The organism is Candidatus Rickettsia tasmaniensis, from assembly GCF_036857515.1.
In the GTDB taxonomy this organism is placed as follows: domain Bacteria; phylum Pseudomonadota; class Alphaproteobacteria; order Rickettsiales; family Rickettsiaceae; genus Rickettsia; species Rickettsia rickettsii.
On the sequence record NZ_JAQCNX010000002.1, the window covers coordinates 16075 to 39230 of the forward strand.

Genomic DNA, 23156 nt, shown 5'->3' on the forward strand with positions numbered 1-23156 from the left:
AATAAAAAACTATGAACCAAACAAATTTTGGCTTTAAAAAAGTAGACTACACTAAAAAACAAGGTTTAGTAAATAACGTTTTTTCTAATGTCGCTAATAAGTATGATTTAATGAATGACTTAATGAGTTTGGGATTACATCGTTTATGGAAAGATGAATTTATTAGGCAAATTCCAAATCTTAACTCTCATATATTAGATGTTGCTAGCGGTAGCGGTGATATTGCTTTAAAACTTGCTAAAAAAGCAAGAGATAGAGTTAATAATATCTCTTTAACTTTAAGTGATATTAATGAAGAAATGTTAAAGCAAGCTAAGAAAAAAGCAATAGATCTGAATTTATTTCAGAATCTTAAATTTACTGTAGCAAGTGCTGAAGAACTACCATTTCCGGATGATAGTTTTGATTATTATACTATAGCATTCGGTATTAGAAACGTACCTGATATAAATAAGGCTTTAAAGGAAGCATGTAGGGTTTTAAAGCCAATGGGCAAGTTTATATGTCTTGAGTTTTCAAAAGTAAAGGAAGGGTACATAAAAGATTTCTATAAATTCTACTCATTTAATATTATACCGAGTATTGGTCAAATGATAGCGGGTAATAAAGAGGCATATGAATATTTGGTCGAAAGTATAGATTTATTCCCCGCACAAGACGAGTTTAGAATAATGATTAAAGACGCCGGTTTTGAGGAAGTAGGTTATAAAAATCTAAGTGGCGGAATAGTTGCTATCCACAGTGCGTATGCTCGATGAACTTCAAAAATTGGCTACGTCGTTCTACAAGATCTGCGGTACTCACGTATTAAGTATACGCTCCGCTCCTCGACTTGTGAACCCCTTGCTCTTTTTGAAGTTGATCTTCGTATACTACTCTTTATTTTATTTCGGAGTATATAATAGATGATAAGTAATCTTTTTAATTTAATACGTATTTTTCGTATCATCAGTAAAAAGCAAATCTTAATTGATTCAAGAAGCCCTAAATATTTCAGGTTTATCGGTTATATATTAGCCTTATTTTTTGCTCCGGTCTCGTTAATAAAAAAATCACGGGAAGATTATGGCAAACGCTTAATAGATTGTTTAAGTGATCTTGGACCTATTTATATAAAATTCGGACAAACTCTTTCGACAAGAGCCGATTTAGTAGGAGCAGAGATAGCAGGTTATTTAAGGTTACTGCAAGATAAGCTACCTCCGTTTGATGGTGGGGTGGCTAGAAGGTTGATAACGTCATTGCGAGGAGACATTTATGTCGACGAAGCAATCTCAGCAAGCAAACAAAAGATTGCCACGCAGTCTACGACTGTGAGCCATGACGCCCTCCCTTTCTTACACCTCGACGATACCCCCATCGCTGCCGCATCAATTTCGCAGGTATATAAAGCACAACTTATAACCGGTGAATATGTTGCGGTAAAAATTTTGCGTCCGGGTATTCATAAAAAATATAACAGAGATATTAAGCTGCTATATTCTCTTGCAAAAATTATCTCAAAATTTTCTAAAGCAAAAAGGCTAAAACCGATTAAAGTAGTCGATAAATTTCATGAAACTATGAAATTTGAGCTTGATTTACGTTTAGAGGCGGCAGCAGCTTCTGAGCTTACGGATAATATGCGAAATGATATTAACGTGATAATCCCTAAAATATATTGGGATTTAACATCAGAAAATATACTAACCACCGAGTGGTTAGACGGCACTTCTATATATGATACTTTGCTACTAAAGGAAATGGGGTTAGAGCCTGCAAAAATATCTCAGGATTTTGCCGTAATGTTTTTCAATCAAGCCTATAGAGACGGATTTTTTCATGCTGATTTACATGCAGGGAATATTTTAGTGAATAAGCAAGGTAAGATAATTTTACTTGATTTCGGTATTATGGGCAGACTTAAAGAAAAAGATCGTTTAGCCGTTGCCGAAAGTCTATTTGGCTTTTTAAGGCGTGATTATAAATTAGTTGCTAAAGTACATTTAAGAGCCGGCTACATCCCATCAAATACCGATTTAGATTTATTCGCTCAAAGTTGTAGAGCAGTTACCGAGCCTATGATAGGGACGCCCATAAAAAATATTTCCATAGGTAAGCTGCTTGCACATTTATTTAAAATCACGGAAGATTTCGGCATGGAAGTACAACCGGAGTTGTTGCTATTGCAAAAGACTTTAATAATGGTGGAAGGGATAGGCAGACAGTTAGACGGTAATGTTAATATGTGGCAGCTTGCCGAACCTTGGATTAAAAAATGGGCTGTGAAAAATCTAAGCCCTGAAGCGAAGTTGTTACGATTGGTAAAAAGCATGACCTAGATAGTCTAGAGGATATTATTTGACATATAAAAAATTATTAATATTATAGCCTTATATATTAAGAAATTTATTATTATGAAACTAAAAGATTTATTTATTAAATATCCTATTACTACTCCTTTTTTGGTTGATTGTAAAAATGATAAATTAGTATTTCCTTCAGATAAAGAACAAAAATATAAAAGAGACCTAAAAGAAAAAATAGGAGAGGAAGAGTTTGAAAAATTAACGGCTTTAGATAAAATTGTTCAATGCCCTGAAAACTTAGAAAATATAGCTTTAGTAAGTATAGAAAAACATCTCGATAAACCACTTATAGTAGCGAAATTGCTTAATGATGTACAACGTGAATATTATAAATCCATATAGATCCCGATAATAATATTAAATCGATTTTGCATTTCTCAGAAATATATTTTATTGGTGATGTAGGGTGAATGCCGGCTGAAGTTTTAAAACGCGAGTATAATGTCGGTACTATACAGCAAAAATCTTTACCGAAAATCATGGAATTATGGCCTGACCCTTACTATTACAACTGGATTCAGAAAAATAAAGAGTATAACAACCCGGATATAGATCCTCAGGTAATGGAGAATATCGTTTTATTGTGTGGAGAGGTTAGTATGGATTTACCGGTAAATGAAAAATTATAGTAAAAAACCATTGCAAGATAACCATGACTTTTAAAATTAACAAAAATTTAAAAGTTAAATTTTATTAACCTTTAAATTATATAAAGGTATTTAAATGTCTAAAAGCCAAGAGCAAGAGCAGGAATCCACTGATAATATAAGGCAACAGCTTGATGAAGAATATAAAAACCTTTCGTGGGTTCAAGTTGGATATTTAGCTCTTGGAGCTGAAACAGGTAACAAAAAATATGATGAGTTAAATAAACGATATCTAGATCTTAATAGAGATAATTTAGGTATAATACAAAGTGTTATCCAAGCAGTCGGGAATGTTCCTAGTGCATTGCAGTTTACCTGGGAGGCTTCTCAAGTTTTACCTGATCTTGCATTCTCAGAAAAGCGAGAAGTGCTACCACTAGTGTAGGTTCTATTGAAGCTGGTTGCAAGATGATAGCAGATGCAGCATCGCTTATAAAAAAATGTGCTTCTGTTTTACATTCCGAAACTATATCCAATAGTTCAAAAGAAACTCTTTTACAGTCTAAAGTTATCCCATATCTTCTCACGCCTATTTTAAATAAGAGGCTTAGCAAAATAACAAAAAACTTTCAAACTTCCGAAACAGAAAAAATAAATATATTAGACAAAATAAGTCCTAAATTTATCAGAGAATTATCTACACTAGGAGTAGATTTAATATCTAAAGCACTAGAAAGCGATTTAAACCCAAAAGTACAAGAAATATATAAGAATATTAAACAAAAAAACGCGTCATCTCAAGGTGCTATATTAAAAATATACATGACATTATTACTTCAGACAAAGTAAAACCCCTTCTTAATCACGATTTAGTACAATTTTAAAAAATCCTGATAATCAAAAGGGGTTAGTTCAAATTACGGAAAATATAATAAATAATAAAGCACAAAAAATCGCTAAACCTGAATTAATTACAAATACAGTTGCACTACTTGTAAATTCTAGCGAAAAATTAATTGAAAGTACTCCTTCAGCTATAAAAGCTTATAGTCAGCTTAAAGAAAATCAGCGTTGGACTAAAATTAACCTAAATATGGAAGGGTTAGATACTGAAACTAAAAAAGAGTTATTAAAAAGCAAAAAACTTCAAATAGTAGAGTTAGTTGAAAATGCCAAAAAAATTATTGATAATTTATCTCCTGTTTTAGAAAAAGAATTACCGCGATATTTAGATAGTAATAAACAGGATATATTAGATGTTTTAAAACAGCCTAAAGTAACGGAAAGAATAAAATCACAAGGGAAAGATCCAGAGTTTATACATAAGGCATTAGATGCATCTACGCCTTTTTTAAAAGATGCTCTACCGTCAATTACTAAACTTACAAGCCTCGCTCTTTCCGATAGCAATAAAGTTGCTGATATAATACAAAAATTTCAGTTGATTAAGCCACTTCCAAAGGAAGAGAAATCAAAAGAAGAAAAGGTAAAAGAGGTAAAGGAATTGATTAGTCCTTTGATACAAATTAAAAACCATAATCCGGAAATAAGCAAAATAATTGCAAAAGACCTTCCTGAACTATTAACAAAACATGCAAGTAGTTTAGGACCGGTTGTAGATGAGTTTTGAAATAAAACACCTAAGGGTCAAAAATTAAAATTAGACGGTGAAAAATTAGTAAAGATAGCCGGTAAACATGCACCTGAATTAATTCAAATTGCCGATAAATTTAGCAAACATGAATACGGTAAAATTATATTGCTGGCGTTAAAATTATTATCAGATCCAAAAGTGCTAGGAGTAGTAGCAGAAACTATAGTTAATTTAGGAAAAAGTAAATTTAGTAAAGATAAAGAAGCGGTAGGACCGCATACAAGTAAGGTATTAGAAGAAAGACAAAGAGAGATAGGAAAATCCGGTAGAGGAGCCTAAGTCCTGTGCACTTTTGATTAATGATTATAATTATGGCTCTTTTTAGCTGGAAATTATCAAATTTTTTTGAAATATGCATAACTATTCCTTCAAAAATCTTATTAATTTTCGCTTAAAAAGATCTCATAATTATAATCATTAATCAAAAGTGCACAGGACCTAGAAACATCTTGCTATTATTTGATTAAAATTATATTGTAAATTCAAAGTGTCATTATGAAATTACAAGGATGATAGAAAGAAATTATTATTTAACACATATCACAGGTGCCCTTGAGATATTCCCTATTTGTGCCATTCTCGGTCCAAGGCAATGTGGTAAAACTACTTTAGCTCACGCTTATATTAAACAGCTTAAAGAAGATGAAAAGAGCTACTTTTTTGACCTTGAGGATCCAGCTCACTTAGATCAATTTAAGAATCTTAAAACAACTCTTGAGCCTTTAAACGGTTTAATAGTACTTGATGAAATTCAAAGACAACCTGAAATTTTTCCTTATTTAAGAGTTCTTGCTGACTATTCAAACAAAAAATTTTTAATATTAGGTAGTGCTTCTGGAGAATTATTGCGACAATCTTCAGAATCATTAGCCGGCCGTATTGAATATACGGAGCTTACTCCGTTCAATTTAATAGAGATAAATGATTTTAGGGAGTTATGGTTAAGAGGTGGTTTTCCTAAATCATATTTAGCAAAAAATTATGTCCAAAGTCTTAGATGGCGTAATAGCTACATCACTAGTTTTATCGAGCGTGATTTGCCTAGTTTAGGAATATCTCTTAATGCACATGTAATGAGGCAGTTATGGATGATGCTTGCTCATAATCATGGGCAATTATTAAATTATAGCGAGCTTGGAAGGTCGCTCGGTTTAACGGATATGACTATCAAACGTTATACTGAAATATTAGAGCAAACTTTTATGATTCGGTTATTAAAACCTTGGTATGAAAATATCTCAAAACGTCAAGTGAAAGCACCGAAAGTCTATATACGAGATAGCGGAATACTACATGCATTATTAGGGATTCACGAACATGATTGGTATGTTCATCCAAAACACGGTCTTTCATTTGAAGGGTTTGTAATAGAGGAGTTAATACGTAAATTTAAAACGGATGCAGAGTATTTTTTTTGGCGAACGCAAACAGGAGCAGAATTAGATTTATTAATTATTAAGAATGGTAAGAAATACGGCTTTGAAGTAAAAAATGCTGATGCTCCTAGTATTACTAAATCAATGCATACCGTTCTTGCCGATTTGCAGTTAGAACATTTATATATTGTTACCGCCGGGAATAATACATATAAAAAAACAGAAAAAATAAGTGTAGTTGGAATAGCAAACTTATCTAATTTACAGCTTGGTTAAAGTATATAAGTTACCATATTTCATTACCTTTAGTCTTATTATTACTTAATAATTCATGATGACAATTAGAATCAGTAATATTATCTAGTAATATATCTAATTCAGATTTTTTGGTGCTAATAACTAAACTGTTATTAATTAATTTTAAACTACACATACGGGTTTTTAGTTTTTACGTAAATGAATCTAATAGGAACGCCCGGCATGTCAAAAGCCTCACGCATATTGTTTACTAAATACCTAGTATAGCTATCGGTAATTTTTTCCGGATTATTGGAGAATAGCTTGAAAGTAGGGGGGCGGGTTTTTGTTTGCGTCATATATTTTACACGCACTCTTCTGCCGCCTTTTTGTAAAGGCAGCGGATGTGCTTCCGTAGTAAAATTAAGCCATTCATTTAATTTGCTAGTAGTTATTTTCTTATTCCAAATTTTATAAATTTTAAGACAAGCATCTAGCACTTGTTCAATATTTTGTTTATTTATTGCTGAAATGAATAGAACGGGGATACCTTTAACCTGAGGCAGATGAGTATTTATCTGATAATAAAATTCTTCCTGAAATGCTTCTTTTTCGGATTCTTTAACTAAATCCCATTTATTCACTACTATAACTATACTTCTTCCTTCATTTACCACATGGCTTGCAATATTTAAATCTTGCTGTTTTAAAGGAGCTAAAGCATCAATCATTAAGATTACGGTATTAGCAAATTTAATACTGTTAATAGTATCCGATGCCGATAATTTTTCTAAAGACTCTGTAATAGTAGATTTCTTGCGGAGTCCTGCCGTATCAATCAATTTAATATGATTATTTTTATATTGCCAATCAATTTCAATTGATTCACGAGTAATGCCGGCTTCAGGACCGGTTAATAATCTTTCATCATTAATAAGAGCGTTTATAAAAGTAGATTTTCCGGCGTTAGGTCTGCCACTAACTACTATCTGCAAACAATCTCCTTTAATTGGATCGGCTATATTTGTCTCGATTGATTCTTCTTCAGGTAATTTGGCAATAATTTCGTCATATAAATCAATTAAGCCTGTGCCATGCTCAGCAGAGATAGCTATCATACCATCAAACCCTAATTTGTAGTACTCTTTATCAAAATCAAAAGCTTTCTCGCATTTATTAACTACCAATATAGCAGGCTTATTATATTTTCTAACAAAACTACTAAGTAGCTTATCATCAGGTAATATTCCGCTTCTACCGTCAACCATAAAGCAAATTAAATCTGCCTCTAAAATTGCTTTAGTAGTCTGCTCCATTAACCTCTCTCCCATACTATTAGGATTCTCGTCAAGTCCTGGGGTATCAATTAACAAAAATTCAAAAGAGCCGATTTTGCCGTCTGTATATTTTCTATCTCTAGTGACGCCTGGCAAATCGTGAACGATAGCTTTTTTACGTATGCTTAATCTATTGAAAAGCGTTGATTTGCCTACATTCGGACGACCAACTAAAGTAATGATTTTCTTAGTCATTATTAATATATTATTATGGTTAAGAGAACTAATAATGCCCCGATAAAACCTACTATATTTGCTATTATAATAGGTATATTTTTTATTAATATGCCGTATATAAGCCAACTACAAAGAGCAATAGCACTTATAGTAAAGGCAGGCATAGAAACAGAAGCCGAAGATTGGCAGGTGAAAATCTTATGAGCCTGTACATAAAACATAAAATTGCCGATTGTACCGACAATCGTCATATATTTTTCGTAAAATGTCATGAATTTTGGAGATATATATTTATTTTTAAAAAGTGGCCTATGTCATTCCCGCGTAGGCGGGAATCCATTAAAATCATATAAAAACTTGTTTTTATATGGTTATTTTATCAAATTATGTAACTCCTGTATCCAATATTAAAGCTATTTTTTTGGACTCCCGCCTACGCGGGAATGACATACGGCATCCTAAGATAGCAACATTCCAAATTGACTATCCCTTAAAACTCGCAATTACCGGTATATGATCTGAAGGTTTTTCTTGAGTCCTTAAATTATAATCCATATAGCAATTTTCTAAATAGTCAATAGTATTATTACAACCAAGAATCATATCAATCCTCATACCTTTATTTTGTTCAAAACATCCGGCTCTATAATCCCACCATGAAAATTCTTGTTTACTCGGATGCATTAATCTGTACAAATCTTCAAATCCGGAATTTAGAATAGTGCGTAATTTTTTTTGTTCAACCTCAGTAAAACAAGTAGTTTCAGCCAGTAGCTTAGGTGAATATACGTCTATATCGAACGGTGCAATATTGAAATCACCGCCTATGATAGTTTTTTCGTCAAAAGATTTTTTAGTTGATAGATAATTGATAAAATTATCATAAAATGCTAGTTTTGCTACAAATTTATCGCTACCGACAAATGAACCGTTAGGAGCATAGAGCGAGATTATATTACAAAACCCTATAGGTAATGATAATTTTATTTCTAAGAATCTTGCTTGATCACTGCAGTAATTATTCGGAAAATCCTTAATTATTTCATCGGCAGGAAATTTTGAAATTATAGCAACGCCGTTATATGATTTTTGTCCGTGAACATAAGAATTATAAGGTAGATCAGATAATGCATCAAAAGGAAATTTTGCAGTTTCGCATTTTATTTCTTGCAATAATAAAATATCCGGATTTTCTTTAGATAAAAAATTACGCAATAAATTAAGTCTTGTTTTTATGGAATTAATATTCCAAGTAGCTATCTTCATGTTTGTTTTTCTATATCTTCTAATTTTTCATTACGGAATCGCCACTCAAGAAAACCAAAATGATAAACTAAGAGACTAGTAATAAATGCTCCGGAAATTACTATACTCATTGAATATTTTATTGTATGATAATTTGGATTACTACTGTACATATCTAATAATACGCTAAAAGCTATACCCCATAATACAGTGATTCCAATACTAACTCCTCTTGGTATCCTCTTAATTGAATTTTCTTTCATAATAAAATTTCGTAATATTGCACCGCAATTAGCTGTAATGAAAGCAAAAAACGGTCCCCAAAAACGTAGAGGCTCAATTTTGTGAATAATAACCATTGCAACTCCTCTCAGTAGTATAAGTAGTTCCTGCTGTCATGTCGGCATTGCCGCTTTGAATATCTAATTGATCTTGATACCAGCCATCTTTATTGTACTCAATATTGATACCTATTTTTGTAGCAATAGCGTTAATTAATTCTAGATCCATACCGGAAACGGTAGTATGACCGTTTGAAGCAGCAATTAAGTATTGATAAGGCTCATTTACATACCATGCATTTATCAAAGTTTTTTTATCAGCTGTCCCTTCACATTCTAAAATTGCTTGTTGTTCGTTCGTGCTTATGCTTAAAGCATACAAATTTTTAGAAATGAGAAGTATAAAAATAAAAAGCTTTAAAATTTTCATGGTCTGTATTTTTTTAGAATTAAAATGTCATCCCGTAGCAATATCTTATCGTTATTGCGAACAATCGTTGTTGCGTGGATATCCGAGTCGTCATTGCGAGAAGAATTACGCAGTAATGCGACGAAGCAATCTCAGGAAGCTTATCATTATTTCATGAGATTGCCATGCAGCCTACGGCTGCTCGCAATGACGTTAAAAACCAAAGCCTTTAATCACGAACTACTTTAATTTCACCATCAGAAAATTCAATATTAAAAATTTTTTCATTCGCAGCAGTAATTTTAGAAGATAAAAAATTACCCGTTTCTCCTTTAACTATAGCAAAACCTCGTTTTAATACGTTGTGATAATCAAGGCTTGCAAGTAACGTACTATTTAATTCTAATTTATACTCAAAGTTTTTCAAAGTATTATTTGCCGATTTTGATAGATAAGCTGTTTGATGTGTTAATTCTAATGTTTTGTAATTGATTATTTTAGCAGGGTTAACTCTTTCTTTAGAAAAAGATTTAATCTTTGTTTCTTGTAGTTCAATAAAGCACGGTAAAGCATCTAGTAAATTAAAACCGGTTTCGTCCAGTAATTGCTGCCTATTATTTATATAGTGAGAGAGATATCTGTGTATTTTATCGTAATTTACTATATTTTGTTCGTGATATTTAATTAACCGGCTAGTATTATTCAATAATATTTTTTCATAAGATTGTAGCGCATTATTTAAAATAGATCGTACCGGTACGGCAAATTCTGCGGCAGCAGTCGGTGTTGGAGCTCTTTTATCGGCTGCTAAATCTATTAAAGTATAATCCACTTCATGACCTACTGCAGAAATAATAGGAATTTTTGAGTTATAAGCAGCACGTACTAATATCTCATCGTTAAATGACCAAAGATCTTCTATGGAACCGCCACCTCTAGCAACGATTATAACACGTGGTTTATTTACCTCTTCTAAATTGTTAAATCCTTCAATTGCTTCAGCAATTTCATTGCCGGAATTTTCGCCTTGTACGCTAACCGGCCATATTATTATCCGAGTCGGAAAACGTTCGCGAATACGATGAATAATATCTTTAATAACAGCACCGGTTATTGAAGTGATAACGCCTATTTTATCAGGTAAAAAGGGTATAGGAATACGTATTTTATTAAATAAGCCTTCTTTCTCAAGCCTTGCTTTACGCTCATTTAGAATTTGCAGCATAGCTCCAAGTCCTACGGGTTGCAAATTATCTACCGATAATTGATAACGTGAATTACCTGCATAACTTGAGAGTTTACCGCTAATTACTACTTCCATGCCGTCATTTAAAGGAAATTTGATTTTAGCAAGAATAGGACGCCAGCAAGTACAGGCTAAAATGGCGGTATTTTCTTTTAAGTTAAAATAAGCATGACCTGAGCTTGCTATTTTTAAGCCTGAAATTTCGCCTTTTACCTTAATATAGCCAAAATTATTTTCTAATAGCTCTTTGATTTTATTAGAAATCTCACTAACTGAAAACTCTTTGGTTGCTTGATGCGCAATGAAATTGTCTAGCATTTTATTAGTACTTGGTTTTTTGCGCTGAGGGTAACACATTATTCGTCATTACGAGGAGAAACTATAAGTTTTGACGAAGCAATCTCAGGAGTTTATCTTACTTCATGAGATTGCTTCGTCAAAACTTATAGTTTCTCCTCGTAATGACGGTTATCATCTCCATAGAATAACCTTGCACTACAAAAGAGCAAGCAAAATTTTTTATTATTTGATATATTGCTAATAGCTTGCTATTATTTTTTACTATTAAAATATATTTATTAATATAAATGCTACTGCGAATAATATGTTTGCTTATTATCATAATATTTTCTTTGGTAAGTTTTGCCGCTCTTTCTAAGAATGGTCAAAATATTAAAATAAGCAATATTATAGCTGACTTCGTAGAGTATAATGAAAATCAGGATTTGATATATGCTAAAGGTAATATAAGAATTATCACGGATGAGTATTTATTAACGGCAGATAATTTACTTTATGATATAGAAAACGATATTTTATGGGCAGAAGGTAATATCCGAATTAAGGATAAACAAAATCGGATAATAGAGGGAGACAAAGCGGTTTTAAAAGATGAATTTAAGAAAGGTATCATATCGGAATTCATTTTGCTTTCCGGTGATAATAATCTTTTAATTGCTAAACTTGCCGAAAGAACAGATGAAAATAATCTTAAGCTGCACCATGCCGAGTTTACCCCTTGTGATGTTACTTGTAATAGAAACCCTATTTGGCAAATTGCTGCTAAGGATACTTATATTCATTCCGCAGAGCATAGAGTAGTTTATAAAAACGTGTTTTTTGAAGTATACGGTGTACCGATTTTTTACTTACCGTATTTTTTCCATCCGACTCCTACGGCCCCTGCAGCTTCCGGATTATTGGTACCTGACGTCAAAAATAAAGGGTTTGGCATCCCCCTATATCTACGTGCAAAACCTAATATGGATTTTACTCTCACTCCAAGAATTTTTAGTAAATATCAAACTTATGAGCTAGAAGCACGTTATCGCCTGAATGATACCGATAATATGAATTTTCAAGTTAGTTACGGTAAATTACCGTATTTTCTAGAAAAAGACGGAAGTGTAGTGAAAAATAAAAAAGTTTCTTCTTATCATTATATAGCAAGCGGTAATTTTATTAGTACCGATAAAGTTTATGATTACGGTTTCAGGGTAGAGCGTACATCGGATAAAGCTTATTTAAAAAATTATTATAATAACTACGCTTCATATTTAACTTCTAAAATATTCTTAAATAAAATTCATGAGGCTGATTATTTTTCGGCGGAAGGATTAAGTTTTCAAGGTTTAGGTAGTAATGATCGTAAATATACCGATCCTCTAGTATTACCAAAAATCAATACAAAAAACGTGATAAATTTGAATGATAATGACAACAGCCATATCGTTGTTGAAAATAATACGTTAATGTACAAAGAAAGAATAGGAAAACAAGTTGCTAGAACCTCTTTGCAACTATCCTTTATGCATAATGTGCTGACTGCTTCAGGACAAATTTTTGATTTTGCTGCTAGAGATAGAGGCGATTTTTATCTTGCTAGACGGGCTTATGTAGATAAGCCGAGAGAAAGTAAATCATTTCAAAGGAATATACCGGAATTGCAAACTTTATGGCGTTATCCGTTAGTAGGCAATATAACAAAAACGATAAATTTACTTATTGAGCCGGTAGTTTCTTTTACTATGGGACGTAAACTATCTAAGAAAGATAAAAAATTTGTTATAATTGATCCTGCTAAATATGAATTATCCGAAAAAAATATCTTTTTATCCAACCGTTATAGCGGTATTGATTGCCATGATTTCGGTAATAGATTAAGTTACGGCTTAAATACTAGTATTGCTAAAGAAGAAAATTATTTAAAATTATTTTTAGGACACTCCCGTAATACAAGATATAGTATAGATTTACCGGTTGGTGATACGGAAAATGTAGGGCAGATACTAGGTAATCTTTCTAATAATTTAGAAGTGTTTTATAGCTTTCGGAAAGATAGATATTTCAGACCTATTAGAGATGAAGTGGGAGGAAATTTTAACTATGATAAGATTAACTTTCTAGGTAGTTTTATTCAGCTTACCAATCTTAACAAATATTATTCCGTAGAAAGTATAAAGGTTTCAAATAATAGAGTACGACAATTTTATGGAGACATAAATTATCAGCTAGCAGAAAATTGGACCATAGGCTTTGGTGCACGCATTGATCTCTCTAGACGATCTCCAAATTTACTTACTCGAACTATTAGGATGACATATGCTAAAGATTGTGTTAGAATTACTGCAAAGATTTATTCCGATTATCTAGCCGATGGAAGTAGAGGAATCAAAAAGACTACCTCTGCGCCGACTATTTCTATCGGTTTAAAAGTTTTAAACATGTGAGTATACTCGTTTTATTTGAAAAATTGGCTACGTCGTCTTATAAGTTCTGCGGTGCTCACGTACTAAATGTACACTCCGCTCCTTGACTTATAGACTCCTTGCTCTTTTCCAAATAAAACTTCGTCTACTTACTGGTCACTTATTCAGAGTATCACATGAGAAAATTATTATTAATCATTACCGTTTTTTTTACTTTTAATGTAGCACAAGCATCATTACCGAATATAGTAGTATCCGTAAATGATGAACCTATTACTCTTAATGAGTTTCGTGCTAGAAAAAAAATGATTATGGCACTAAATAATGTTGAAAGTCTAACGCCTGCTCAAGATAAGCAGCTAAGTGACTTAGCACTCAAGAGCTTAATTGACGAATCTTTGCTTTTTCAATATGCAGGGGATAGAGAAATTCCGCAAGAAGAGATAGATAACGCTATTAAGTCTATTGAAGATCGTAATAAAATGCCTCACGGTTCTCTTCTTCAGTATCTAAAAAGCAGATCGGTTAATCCTGATAGTTTTATTTCCCAAATTAAATCCGAGTTGATTAAAATGAATATTTTATCAAGTCTATCAAGATCGGTACAAGTAAGTAATAAAGAAATAGATGTCGCAATTTTATCTAGCGATCAAAAAGACGTAGAAATTTCAATGCAAGTATTTACATCTAAAGATGGTGGCAATAAAGCGTTTACGCAGATGAATAATTTGAAAAATCGACTAAAAAAATGTGCGGATGTTAAAAAATCGCTTTATGATAATTTTGCTACTATGCAAATTATTACCGATAAGCTTAGCAAGATAGAAGGCGTAAAACAAACTATTGTAAAGGACTTAACTCCTGATAAAGCAAGTAATGTTTTTGAAGTAAATAACAAATTTGAAATAACATTAGTGTGCAGCAAAAAAATCTTAAATGTTAATGAAGATGAAAATAATTATGTAGTAAATTTCCTAATCAATAAAAAGATTTCGCAAAAAGCACAAAAAATGTTTGAAAATATGCGTAAGAAAGCAGCTATAAAAATAATGCTGCCGTCTTAGTGTGTGTTATTCTATGTCATTCCCGCGTAGGCGGGAATCCAGAAAAATAACCTTGATTATTAATACAGAATTATATTTGATAAAAACAAACATATAAAAACAAGTTTTTATATGTTTTACTGGATTCCCGCTTTCACGGGAATGACATACCCTATGCTCCCTTCAATTGCAAAACACGCAGCTTTACATCAAGTTAATCCTCTTAAAAAGCGCGGACAAAATTTTATTTTTGACAGTAGTCTATGTGATAAAATCGTACGTGCAAGTAACCTGGCAGAAAATAGCCGAGTATTAGAAATAGGGCCCGGCACAGGAGGGTTAACTAGGTCAATATTGCAGAAAAATCCTGAATCCTTAACTGTTATAGAAACAGATGAGAGATGCCTCCCGCTCCTTAATGAGATTAAAGAATATTATCCTAATCTAAATATTATTAAACAAGATGCTCTTAAAATAAATTTAACCGGTTTAAGCTATGATATAGTCAATTCAGTTGGATTTGCATACAAGAAGCTAGAAGCGAAGCCTATAAATAATAGGAGAGCGACGAGTAACGATATAGGCAAGTCCAAATTAATTGACTATAAAGTAACTATAATCTCTAATTTACCGTATCATATAGGTACTGAGTTAGTGATTAGATGGCTGAAAGAAGCACGGCTAATTACTAGTATGACGCTAATGTTACAAAAGGAAGTAGTAGAACGTATTTGTGCTATGCCCTCAACTAAAGCATATGGCAGATTATCGGTAATATGTCAGCTAATAGCTCAAGTGGAAAAGTGCTTTGACGTAGCGCCAACTGCTTTCTATCCACCTCCTAAAGTATATTCTGCGATAGTTAAACTAATACCTTTAGAAAATCCGCCGTCTATTGCTCTGATAAATAAAGTTGAGCAAATAACAAAGCTTGCTTTTGCAGGACGACGGAAGATGATCAAATCATCACTGAAAAATCTTGTACCTAATATACATGAAGTATTAACTCAGTTGAAAATCAATGATAATTATCGTGCTGAAAATCTTGCCCCTCAAGATTATTTGAGAATTGCTGAAATATTATAGCTTGGATCATTCAGCTTTATCTAACTTTTTTGCTTCTGCTTCTTGCTGTAGTTTATATTCTGCTGCTTTTTCTTCTATATAGTTAAAAAAGAAGTAACAGAAAGTTAAAAAACTAGTCAAAACTATTCCAAGAGTTATTAGTATTAACTTAAGCTCTTCCCTTGCATTTTGAGCTTTTAATTTCTGTTCTTCCTCTTCATCAATATAAGACTCAGAGGTTAAAATTTCTTCTTCTTTATATTTTAACTCTTTAAAATTAGCTTATATATTAATGATAGAGTTTAATTATCATGTGAGAGAAGTAATTTATAGGGGGGAATAAGTCAATAATTATATATTTAATAAATCTATCTTACTCAAAAATACGGCTTTTTCTATTTACTAAGTAAATACAATTTAGTTCTTGAGTCTTATAATAAAGCAATTGAACTTGATCCTACAAATTCTGAAGTACAATATAATAAACAACATTTATTAAAGCGTATGTATTATTAAGTAAAAAACGCTGAAAAGCTTTTACTTATTGCCTTTTCAATCTATTCTGTTTGCTAGATTTCTTTAGTCTAAAATAAGCGAGGCAGTGATGCTATTCGTCTATTGTAATTTGCTTGATTTCGACAATTGTCTTATGCAAATGTTCAGCTAAAGCAAACATATTAAATAGCATTGGCTTGGTGGTTAGTTTTTTGCGGCAATCTCTAAATCAGTTCCGCTCATAATATCTAGTTGCGATGCGAATTAATACATTAGGGTCACAGCTATGCATTAATTTCGGTTATCGCTACAGGTTTCCTTGATATCAACAGCCTCAAGTGCCTATAAGATATTTAAAAGTTCCAGCGTGAGCAAAAAAAGATGTTTAGTAAATTTAATATTTTGGAACTTAATATTGAAATCTGAAAAGCTTGATTTTATGCTGCGTTCGCCGTTTGATACATTGGTGAATTTGCCTAAAAATGGCGAATGGTACCCGCGGCCGGACTTGAACCGGCAAGAGCTTACGCTCCACGGATTTTAAGTCCGTTATGTCTACCATTCCATCACGCGGGCAGCTTAAGGTTGCATTTGCTAAGTGGACAGATTAATAAAAAAAATACAAAAAAGCAAGTACTTTTATCGTTAATATATTATTCTGATATGAAAAAGTTATTAAACACCTTTAAAATCGTTAGTTTACTCATTAATTTATTAGATAATTAACTTAAATAGTGACAAAATAGTAATAATATGATAGATTAGTTTCAGAAAGTAATACTTTCTCTTGCATGTTATTGACATGTTTATTGACAAATGCCGCAAGGTAAGGTAGTTTTGCATAATGAATTTTATCGGCTCTTATATTTAAGTAAGGCTTAAAGTAAAATTTAAGTTTTAGTTATTATAAGCGTGTGTTAAGTTCAAATAAGTAATTTCTATCTAATAAAGGTTTTTATGGCTACAAATATAGTAGGTAAAGTTAAGTGGTATAATTCTACGAAGAATTTTGGATTTATTGAACAGGAAAATGGCGGCAAAGATGTGTTTGTACACAAATCAGCCGTAGACGCAGCAGGTTTACATAGCCTTGAAGAAGGACAAGATGTAATTTTTGATCTTGAAGAAAAGCAAGGAAAAGCCTATGCTGTTAACCTCAGAATTAAATAAATATATTTATAATACCAAAAGCAGCTACCCGAAATTGTTTATAATTTAGGGTAGCCTAGTCGTCTTTATCAAAATAGTAAGTATTTTGTTTTTGTCTTATAATAACCTATATAATTTTAAGTATAATAAATTATTTTTACTAAAGGGCATGAAAATGCCCTAAATCTAATAATATTATTCTGGTTTGAAGAAGATTCTAAAATAGTTTCATTATTCATTATCGTTTTATATATTTAGTTGGTGTTTTGTAATCTAGCTTAAGCATATTTTTTGATTCAGGATAATTATATAAGTCGTTATTTTAATTTACTATAACTTATTTTTTATACAATAGACCTCTTGCATAACTTATCTTATAAAGGGAATAAGAACTGCTACTCTACGCAGCGTACATAGTTAAGTATGTAAGGATGAGAGAGCAGCGTCGATGTCTCATATATCTTTAAGAAATGAGTTATGTTAAGAGGTCTAATCAATAATGTGCATATTTTGATTTAAAACTATATTGGATTATATAATGAAAAATTTTAATTTATCTGAAGAATTAATTATTGCTCTCGAGACAATGAATATAACTGAGCCGACTGAAATACAAAAGCAATCGATCCCGGTTGCAATGGCGGGATCGGACATACTCGCTTCTAGCCAAACAGGTTCAGGCAAAACTCTTGCTTATTTATTGCCGTTAATTGATTCATTTATTAAAAATAAAACTACTGCTTTAATTCTTGTTCCGACTAGAGAATTAGCAACGCAAATACACAGTACTTTAAATAAAGTAACTACATCCTATAAAATTAATAGTGCAGTTTTGATAGGTGGTGAACCGATGCCTAAACAATTTATGCAATTAAAAAAGAATCCAAAAGTGATTATCGGTACGCCGGGGCGTATTATCGATCACTTAAATAGGGGCAGTCTAAAAATTGATCGTATAGGCATAACCGTACTTGACGAAATGGATAGAATGCTTGATATGGGGATGAAAGAACAATTAGAAGAAATCAATAAATTTTTACCGGAAAAAAGACAAGTTTTAATGTTTTCCGCTACTATGCCAAAACATATTATTGCTGTTTCTCAAAAATATCTAAACAATCCGGTACGTATTACGGTAGGTGCTACTAATAAAGCAGCTGCAGAAATAAAACAGGAATCAATGCATGTTTCTGATAAAGAAAAATTTAGTGAATTAACTAAACAACTTGGTAATAGGGAAGGATCGGTCATTATTTTTGTGAAGACTAAACGCTCTGCCGATCAATTAGCTAAAATGTTGAAATATGAAAATCATACAGCAGAAGCTATACACGGTGATTTAAGTCAGCGTCAACGTGAAAGAGTAATTTTATCATTTCGTAAGTCAAACCATAGAATAATGGTAGCAACTGATGTAGCGGCTCGTGGGCTTGATATTCCTCATACACAGCATGTTATTAATTATGATTTACCTATGTGTCCTGAAGATTATTTACATAGGATAGGTAGAACGGGTAGAGCAGGGGCTACCGGACATGCGTTGTCTTTTATTTCTCCTTATGATGTTATTAGATGGCGTGCAATCGATCGTCTAGTAAATAAAGGAGAATCTACGCCACGTAGTGAGTTTAGAAGTGATACAAATAATCGTAAAAGATCATTTGGTAAAAGAGCCGGCGGTGACGGTAAAAAGTTTAATGCTTTTGATAGTAGCCGTAAAAGAACCTTTGATGGTAACAGCTACGGTAATAAAAGAAAGAAAGTATCGTAGTTTAGATTTACGTCATTTATATCATTGCGAGGAAATTACGTAAGCAATCTAAAGAGTTTATTATTATCTCATGAGATTGCTATGCAGCCTTATGGCTGCTCGCAATGACGATTAGATATCCATGCGGGCAATGCCTTAGCAGGAATGACATCCGTATATTTTAAAGGAGGATAAATTCATAAGTTTAAATTTTTCACGATTTCAATATATATCTAATATTTTCTTTATATTAATAATTTCTTTTCCCGGAGGTTTAATTTATTTACTTACCGGTTCAACTCTTTCTTTTTGGCTTCGAGAATCCGGTTTTGATAAAATCACTATCGGGCTTTTTAGTTTAGTGAATTTTATTCATATATTTAAATTTTTATGGGGTCCTTTGCTTGAAAAAGTAAGTTTTGCTCCTTTAAGTAAGTGGGGATATAAATATTGTTTAATTATTGCTTTGGTTAGTTGTATTTTTTGTGTATATGTTCTAACAAATTTTAACCCTAACACTCATTTTATACCATTTGCTTTATGCTTAGTAGCTGTGGCATTTTTTTTGTCCATTTATGATATGTTACTTCAATCATCACAGATGTTACTGATTACAAATAAAAATTGGGGCATAAGTGAGGCAGCTTGTACTACAGGCTTTAGAATAGGTATACTTATAGCAGGTTCAGGAGCGTTATATTTATCTACTATCATATCCTGGCAAGATGTTTATCGTGCTATGACCATTTTATGTATACCGTCATTACTATTAATTATAATCTATCCGCTTGAATTTAAAGATAAGATAATTATTAATGATTTTGATAGATTTTGGCATGCTTTTTATGATTTTGTCAAGAAACCTAAATGGCTAATAATTGTTAGTTTTATGCTTCTATATCGTCTTCAAGATAATTTTCTGTCAATTATGCCGAATATGTTTTATCTCGATCTTGGGTATACGAAGAAAGATTTAGCTCTTGGATATAAAGCTTTTGGTATGTGTGCTACAATCCTTGGAGGTTTTATAGGTGGGTTTTTGTGCCGAAAATATGAATATTCTTATTTGTTTAAAAGAGCATTAATATATCATGCTTTATCTAGCCTATCTTTTTTATTTCTCTATTTTTATAATCGAGATATTACAAGTTTGTATATAGCGGTCTTTTTTCAAGAATTTACCAAGGGCTTAACTATGTCGCCGTTTTTTTCTTACCAATTAAGATGCTGTAATTCTAAATATTGTATAACCCAAATTGCTTTAATTACTTCTATTGCTTATATTAGTACCATATTGTTTGGTAGTATTTCAGGCTATGCAGCTACTTATTTAGGCTGGACTTATTTCTTTATTGTAGCAGGATTTTGTTTTATACCGGCTTATATATTAATTAGATATTTGCCGCCTTATGTTATTCCTAGCTAAAAGCGGGAATCTAGCAAAATATTTATAATTGTCACTGCGAGGAGGCGTTGTTGTGTGGATCAATTTCACCTCTGTCATCCCGTGGCTTGACCATGGGGGCCATAAAAACTTAGTATTTTTAACTGGCTCCCGTGGTCAAGCCACAGGATGACACCGAGTGCTTTACCGGTCCCTGCAACAATGCCTTGCGAGGAGCGTAGCGACGTGGCAATCTCTCTTAAATTGCATGAGATTGCTTCGTCGGCATAAATGCCTTCTCGCAATGACGTGGATAGGTAGTATTGGATTCCTGCTGCCGCAGGAATGACATATACGGCTTTTGAGAGCCATGCAAAAATGCCTAAATACAAATATATTGTAAAAGTAGTACTATCAATTTATAATAATCAACAAATTTATTAGTGTGCTTTAATTATGTTTATTCAAACTGAAGATACTCCAAATCCAGATGCAATAACATTTTTCCCAGGGCAGGAAATAAGTAGTGATCAGCCGGTATTTTTTAGTGAGCTTGCTGAAGTAAAAGGAAGAAGCAAACTTGCAGAATCATTATTTCATATTAATAATGTAAAATCAGTGTTTTTCGGTAGTGATTTTATAACAGTAACTAAACAAGCTGAAGGTAATTGGCAAGTTATAAAGCCTGAAATTTTAATGGTTATTATGGATCATTTTGTTTCAGGCTTTTCTGTATTTGAAGAAAACACCAAAGCAGATAATGTAAATCATAACCTTGATGGGCTTTCGGAAATAGAGAAGCAAATCGTAGAGATTATTGAAACTAGGGTGCGTCCATCTGTTGCACAAGACGGCGGCGACATAATATATAAAGGCTTTGAAAACGGTGTAGTTAAATTAGCACTTCGTGGTGCATGTCTTGGATGTCCTAGTTCCACCATCACCTTAAAAAACGGCATTGAGTCCATGCTTAAACATTTTGTACCGGAAGTGCAAGAAGTTGAAGCTGTAGAGGAAGATTTTGAGTAATTTAGTATGCTAACTGCGAGCGACCACGGACCTTGTTGTATAGGTTAGTCTTCGTCATTGCGAGAAGAAACTGCAAGTTTCGACGAAGCAATCTAGTAAAAAATTCTGATTTACAGAATTTTTGATTATTTTTTCTGGATTGCCACGCAGTCTACGACTGCTCGTGATGACGTTAAATGTCATATAGTATATTAAATTTTTTTGAAGAATAGTATGGTCCTATTCTTCCTTTGCAGAATTGATTGTATCATTTTGATGCCAAATAACGTAATGTAGTTCAACATCTTTTGGAGCATATACTATGATAGGTAGTTTGCTATTATATCTTAAAAATGTTTCATCGCCTAAAAATACACTAACCGGTTGTATGGTTGCTTTTACGTTTGGGCATGCCATCATTGTACTAGCAGGGTGATCGCTAACTTGATCGATTATATAATAATTATATCCTAATCCTTCTAAAGTTTTTGTTTCCAGCTTACCACCAAACCAAACACGATTACAATCTTGCATTGCATTTTTTGTTGCTTGCAATTCTACTTTTAGCTTTTCTTCATTGGACTCTGTAGGTAAATGAATTACATAACGCTTTTGATTTTCAAGTGGCGTAGGATAGGGTGCAATATCTTTTAACCGCTTATCGGTATCGGCTAATAAATCAGTATTTAAAAAACATGATATAAGAAATAGTATAATTTTATTTGGCATATGATTATTTTTTTAATTAGAATCCATTATCTCGCCTAGAGGAGTTATATAAGAAGAATTTATTTTACCATCGGCTATATCAACACTAAAGCCTTCACTATAGTCAACATCACCATTTTCGTTTATTTTTGTACTTAAAAATAATATAGAATTTTCAAATTTATTTTCTTTTAATATAGGCTGATTATTTAAACTAAAAACTTTCATGGCAAGCCTTTCATGCTTAGGTAATCTAAAATATATTTCTGATCCGTTATTGGATTCAAAAAAATTACATTTATTATAAGCACCTAATAATAATAAATTATTTAATATATCTATGGTAACTTGTTCTTCAAGGTTTATAATCTTAGGAAATAATATGTAATTATTGTGATTATTTTGTATATTTGAAATAAGAATACTTTGAGAGTTATATTGCTATTTTTCCAAATATATTTTTGCAAAATTATTTTGTTTTAATTCTGTAAAGGTTAGTTCAGCCTTATATTTTTGTTTGTCACTAGAAAAGTTAGGTAGCGTTTTTATTAAATGAAAACCAAGGGAGGTTGTGCTAAATCTTGTATTCAGCATATTATTTTGATTTAATTCGGTAAAATCTAATGCGGCATAGCATGTTGCTCCGTCAATGTCTAAACTATATACAGGCTTATCTTCCAATATCTCTTCAAATAAATCTTCCCATAGCTCGTGTAACTCTTGTAAAAAATTTTGAGCATGTTCTTTAGTTTTACAAACATCAATTTGATTTGCAAAGCTTTTTGTTATAAAAAACTTTAAATCTTTTTGATCCGATCAAGATAAATCATGAATGTGACATTTAAATGTTTTATCTACATAATTTATTAGTGATGCAGTATCTGCAGGAAAATTTTTAGTTATTTCTAATAATTCTTTTTTATGCTGTTCTGAAATTATATTCATTTTC

Annotated in this window: 27 protein-coding genes, 1 tRNA gene and 2 pseudogenes; 16 read left to right on the plus strand and 14 right to left on the minus strand. The window is 32.1% G+C overall.

Translation table 11 applies throughout. The annotated features are described in order from the left end of the window. Positions 1-11: 11 nt before the first annotated feature. The 9 genes from ubiE to O6R16_RS00605 all read left to right on the plus strand — a co-directional run bounded on the left by ubiE (position 12) and on the right by O6R16_RS00605 (position 6241). A complete protein-coding gene (ubiE, locus tag O6R16_RS00565; protein WP_499679565.1) occupies positions 12-758 on the plus strand; it encodes a bifunctional demethylmenaquinone methyltransferase/2-methoxy-6-polyprenyl-1,4-benzoquinol methylase UbiE in 747 nt (248 codons plus the stop codon). Positions 759-905: 147 nt separating this feature from the next. After that, positions 906-2321 (plus strand): 2-polyprenylphenol 6-hydroxylase, encoded by a 1416-nt coding sequence (ubiB, locus tag O6R16_RS00570; RefSeq protein ID WP_499679566.1) that lies wholly within the window; start codon positions 906-908, stop codon positions 2319-2321. Positions 2322-2396: 75 nt separating this feature from the next. After that, complete coding sequence (locus O6R16_RS00575; RefSeq protein ID WP_499679567.1) at positions 2397-2690, plus strand: hypothetical protein; 294 nt, start codon at positions 2397-2399, stop codon at positions 2688-2690. A 68-nt stretch (positions 2691-2758) separates the two neighbouring features. After that, positions 2759-2977: a hypothetical protein gene (locus O6R16_RS00580; protein ID WP_016926481.1), complete on the plus strand. Its 219-nt coding sequence runs from the start codon at positions 2759-2761 to the stop codon at positions 2975-2977. 94 nt (positions 2978-3071) lie between these two features. Continuing rightward, positions 3072-3380 carry a hypothetical protein gene (locus O6R16_RS00585; protein ID WP_499679568.1) on the plus strand — a complete coding sequence of 103 codons (309 nt, stop codon included), beginning with the start codon at positions 3072-3074 and terminating at the stop codon, positions 3378-3380. A 23-nt stretch (positions 3381-3403) separates the two neighbouring features. Beyond that, positions 3404-3784, plus strand: a complete 381-nt coding sequence (locus O6R16_RS00590; RefSeq protein WP_499679569.1) for a hypothetical protein — start codon at positions 3404-3406, stop codon at positions 3782-3784. Positions 3785-4028: 244 nt separating this feature from the next. Next, complete coding sequence (locus O6R16_RS00595) at positions 4029-4565, plus strand: hypothetical protein (RefSeq protein ID WP_499679570.1); 537 nt, start codon at positions 4029-4031, stop codon at positions 4563-4565. A 129-nt stretch (positions 4566-4694) separates the two neighbouring features. Further along, positions 4695-4868 carry a hypothetical protein gene (locus O6R16_RS00600; RefSeq protein ID WP_499679571.1) on the plus strand — a complete coding sequence of 58 codons (174 nt, stop codon included), beginning with the start codon at positions 4695-4697 and terminating at the stop codon, positions 4866-4868. A gap of 230 nt (positions 4869-5098) precedes the next feature. Then, entirely contained in the window at positions 5099-6241 is a 1143-nt protein-coding gene (locus O6R16_RS00605; RefSeq protein WP_499679572.1) for an ATP-binding protein, read from the plus strand. 10 nt (positions 6242-6251) lie between these two features. Here the strand turns inward: O6R16_RS00605 and O6R16_RS00610 are convergent, their stop codons facing one another. From O6R16_RS00610 to O6R16_RS00645, 8 genes and pseudogenes are all read right to left on the minus strand, one after another. Then, positions 6252-6398: a hypothetical protein gene (locus O6R16_RS00610; RefSeq protein ID WP_499679573.1), complete on the minus strand. Its 147-nt coding sequence runs from the start codon at positions 6396-6398 to the stop codon at positions 6252-6254. Beyond that, positions 6391-7734 carry a ribosome biogenesis GTPase Der gene (gene der, locus O6R16_RS00615; RefSeq protein WP_499679574.1) on the minus strand — a complete coding sequence of 448 codons (1344 nt, stop codon included), beginning with the start codon at positions 7732-7734 and terminating at the stop codon, positions 6391-6393. The genes O6R16_RS00610 and der overlap by 8 nt, the downstream gene beginning before the upstream one ends. Positions 7735-7736: 2 nt before the next feature. Then, entirely contained in the window at positions 7737-8003 is a 267-nt protein-coding gene (locus tag O6R16_RS00620; protein WP_499679623.1) for a SemiSWEET family transporter, read from the minus strand. A 196-nt stretch (positions 8004-8199) separates the two neighbouring features. Then, positions 8200-8982, minus strand: coding sequence for an exodeoxyribonuclease III (xth, locus tag O6R16_RS00625; RefSeq protein ID WP_012736964.1), 783 nt, complete (start codon positions 8980-8982; stop codon positions 8200-8202). Continuing rightward, positions 8979-9320 (minus strand): hypothetical protein, encoded by a 342-nt coding sequence (locus tag O6R16_RS00630; protein ID WP_499679575.1) that lies wholly within the window; start codon positions 9318-9320, stop codon positions 8979-8981. Before O6R16_RS00630 ends, xth begins: the two co-directional genes overlap by 4 nt. Then, the gene (locus tag O6R16_RS00635) at positions 9298-9672 is read right to left on the minus strand and encodes a transporter substrate-binding domain-containing protein (protein ID WP_499679576.1); all 375 of its coding nucleotides are present in this window, start codon (positions 9670-9672) and stop codon (positions 9298-9300) included. Before O6R16_RS00635 ends, O6R16_RS00630 begins: the two co-directional genes overlap by 23 nt. A gap of 208 nt (positions 9673-9880) precedes the next feature. After that, complete coding sequence (gene xseA / locus O6R16_RS00640; protein WP_499679577.1) at positions 9881-11215, minus strand: exodeoxyribonuclease VII large subunit; 1335 nt, start codon at positions 11213-11215, stop codon at positions 9881-9883. A 92-nt stretch (positions 11216-11307) separates the two neighbouring features. Further along, positions 11308-11519 (minus strand): annotated as a pseudogene (locus O6R16_RS00645) (hypothetical protein). Between O6R16_RS00645 and O6R16_RS00650 the strand changes: the two are divergent. The 3 genes from O6R16_RS00650 (at position 11485) to rsmA (ending at position 15734) form a co-directional block, all read left to right on the plus strand. After that, a complete protein-coding gene (locus tag O6R16_RS00650) occupies positions 11485-13626 on the plus strand; it encodes an LPS-assembly protein LptD (RefSeq protein ID WP_499679578.1) in 2142 nt (713 codons plus the stop codon). The pseudogene O6R16_RS00645 and the gene O6R16_RS00650 overlap by 35 nt on opposite strands. A 155-nt stretch (positions 13627-13781) precedes the next feature. Then, complete coding sequence (locus O6R16_RS00655; RefSeq protein WP_499679579.1) at positions 13782-14669, plus strand: SurA N-terminal domain-containing protein; 888 nt, start codon at positions 13782-13784, stop codon at positions 14667-14669. A 153-nt stretch (positions 14670-14822) separates the two neighbouring features. Beyond that, positions 14823-15734, plus strand: coding sequence for a 16S rRNA (adenine(1518)-N(6)/adenine(1519)-N(6))-dimethyltransferase RsmA (gene rsmA, locus O6R16_RS00660; protein WP_499679580.1), 912 nt, complete (start codon positions 14823-14825; stop codon positions 15732-15734). A 6-nt stretch (positions 15735-15740) separates the two neighbouring features. Here the strand turns inward: rsmA and O6R16_RS00665 are convergent. Both O6R16_RS00665 and O6R16_RS00670 read right to left on the minus strand, forming a co-directional pair. Next, positions 15741-15980 (minus strand): annotated as a pseudogene (locus O6R16_RS00665) (RP671a family tick cell line-upregulated protein); the annotation flags it as partial. 718 nt (positions 15981-16698) lie between these two features. Further along, positions 16699-16784: transfer RNA gene (locus tag O6R16_RS00670), tRNA-Leu, on the minus strand. Between the two features lie 381 nt (positions 16785-17165). Here O6R16_RS00670 and O6R16_RS00675 point away from each other — a divergent pair. From O6R16_RS00675 to O6R16_RS00690, 4 genes are all read left to right on the plus strand, one after another. Then, entirely contained in the window at positions 17166-17378 is a 213-nt protein-coding gene (locus O6R16_RS00675) for a cold-shock protein (protein WP_008579233.1), read from the plus strand. A 517-nt stretch (positions 17379-17895) separates the two neighbouring features. Continuing rightward, entirely contained in the window at positions 17896-19128 is a 1233-nt protein-coding gene (locus O6R16_RS00680; RefSeq protein ID WP_499679581.1) for a DEAD/DEAH box helicase, read from the plus strand. 178 nt (positions 19129-19306) lie between these two features. After that, positions 19307-20533 (plus strand): MFS transporter, encoded by a 1227-nt coding sequence (locus O6R16_RS00685; protein WP_499679624.1) that lies wholly within the window; start codon positions 19307-19309, stop codon positions 20531-20533. A 414-nt stretch (positions 20534-20947) separates the two neighbouring features. Then, entirely contained in the window at positions 20948-21520 is a 573-nt protein-coding gene (locus O6R16_RS00690) for a NifU family protein (protein WP_499679582.1), read from the plus strand. A 219-nt stretch (positions 21521-21739) separates the two neighbouring features. Here the strand turns inward: O6R16_RS00690 and eco are convergent, their stop codons facing one another. The 4 genes from eco to O6R16_RS00710 form a co-directional block, all read right to left on the minus strand. Further along, the gene (eco, locus tag O6R16_RS00695) at positions 21740-22228 is read right to left on the minus strand and encodes a serine protease inhibitor ecotin (protein WP_499679583.1); all 489 of its coding nucleotides are present in this window, start codon (positions 22226-22228) and stop codon (positions 21740-21742) included. A gap of 12 nt (positions 22229-22240) precedes the next feature. Then, entirely contained in the window at positions 22241-22630 is a 390-nt protein-coding gene (locus O6R16_RS00700) for a hypothetical protein (RefSeq protein ID WP_499679625.1), read from the minus strand. A gap of 18 nt (positions 22631-22648) precedes the next feature. Further along, positions 22649-22888 (minus strand): hypothetical protein, encoded by a 240-nt coding sequence (locus O6R16_RS00705; RefSeq protein WP_499679584.1) that lies wholly within the window; start codon positions 22886-22888, stop codon positions 22649-22651. A gap of 135 nt (positions 22889-23023) precedes the next feature. After that, entirely contained in the window at positions 23024-23152 is a 129-nt protein-coding gene (locus O6R16_RS00710; protein WP_499679585.1) for a hypothetical protein, read from the minus strand. Positions 23153-23156: the final 4 nt, after the last annotated feature.

Excerpts from the sequence above, each read along its gene's own strand:
- O6R16_RS00655 (WP_499679579.1), top strand. The coding sequence starts at position 13,782 with ATGAGAAAATTATTATTAATCATTACCGTTTTTTTTACTTTTAATGTA.
- ubiB (WP_499679566.1), top strand. The coding sequence starts at position 906 with ATGATAAGTAATCTTTTTAATTTAATACGTATTTTTCGTATCATCAGT.
- O6R16_RS00605 (WP_499679572.1), top strand. The coding sequence starts at position 5,099 with ATGATAGAAAGAAATTATTATTTAACACATATCACAGGTGCCCTTGAG.
- O6R16_RS00680 (WP_499679581.1), top strand. The coding sequence starts at position 17,896 with ATGAAAAATTTTAATTTATCTGAAGAATTAATTATTGCTCTCGAGACA.
- xseA (WP_499679577.1), bottom strand. The coding sequence starts at position 11,215 with ATGCTAGACAATTTCATTGCGCATCAAGCAACCAAAGAGTTTTCAGTT.
- O6R16_RS00575 (WP_499679567.1), top strand. The coding sequence starts at position 2,397 with ATGAAACTAAAAGATTTATTTATTAAATATCCTATTACTACTCCTTTT.
- ubiE (WP_499679565.1), top strand. The coding sequence starts at position 12 with ATGAACCAAACAAATTTTGGCTTTAAAAAAGTAGACTACACTAAAAAA.
- O6R16_RS00590 (WP_499679569.1), top strand. The coding sequence starts at position 3,404 with ATGATAGCAGATGCAGCATCGCTTATAAAAAAATGTGCTTCTGTTTTA.
- O6R16_RS00630 (WP_499679575.1), bottom strand. The coding sequence starts at position 9,320 with ATGGTTATTATTCACAAAATTGAGCCTCTACGTTTTTGGGGACCGTTT.
- O6R16_RS00690 (WP_499679582.1), top strand. The coding sequence starts at position 20,948 with ATGTTTATTCAAACTGAAGATACTCCAAATCCAGATGCAATAACATTT.
- der (WP_499679574.1), bottom strand. The coding sequence starts at position 7,734 with ATGACTAAGAAAATCATTACTTTAGTTGGTCGTCCGAATGTAGGCAAA.
- xth (WP_012736964.1), bottom strand. The coding sequence starts at position 8,982 with ATGAAGATAGCTACTTGGAATATTAATTCCATAAAAACAAGACTTAAT.
- O6R16_RS00585 (WP_499679568.1), top strand. The coding sequence starts at position 3,072 with ATGTCTAAAAGCCAAGAGCAAGAGCAGGAATCCACTGATAATATAAGG.
- O6R16_RS00580 (WP_016926481.1), top strand. The coding sequence starts at position 2,759 with ATGCCGGCTGAAGTTTTAAAACGCGAGTATAATGTCGGTACTATACAG.
- O6R16_RS00710 (WP_499679585.1), bottom strand. The coding sequence starts at position 23,152 with ATGAATATAATTTCAGAACAGCATAAAAAAGAATTATTAGAAATAACT.
- eco (WP_499679583.1), bottom strand. The coding sequence starts at position 22,228 with ATGCCAAATAAAATTATACTATTTCTTATATCATGTTTTTTAAATACT.
- O6R16_RS00635 (WP_499679576.1), bottom strand. The coding sequence starts at position 9,672 with ATGAAAATTTTAAAGCTTTTTATTTTTATACTTCTCATTTCTAAAAAT.
- O6R16_RS00595 (WP_499679570.1), top strand. The coding sequence starts at position 4,029 with ATGGAAGGGTTAGATACTGAAACTAAAAAAGAGTTATTAAAAAGCAAA.
- rsmA (WP_499679580.1), top strand. The coding sequence starts at position 14,823 with ATGCTCCCTTCAATTGCAAAACACGCAGCTTTACATCAAGTTAATCCT.
- O6R16_RS00650 (WP_499679578.1), top strand. The coding sequence starts at position 11,485 with ATGCTACTGCGAATAATATGTTTGCTTATTATCATAATATTTTCTTTG.
- O6R16_RS00610 (WP_499679573.1), bottom strand. The coding sequence starts at position 6,398 with ATGTGTAGTTTAAAATTAATTAATAACAGTTTAGTTATTAGCACCAAA.
- O6R16_RS00675 (WP_008579233.1), top strand. The coding sequence starts at position 17,166 with ATGGCTACAAATATAGTAGGTAAAGTTAAGTGGTATAATTCTACGAAG.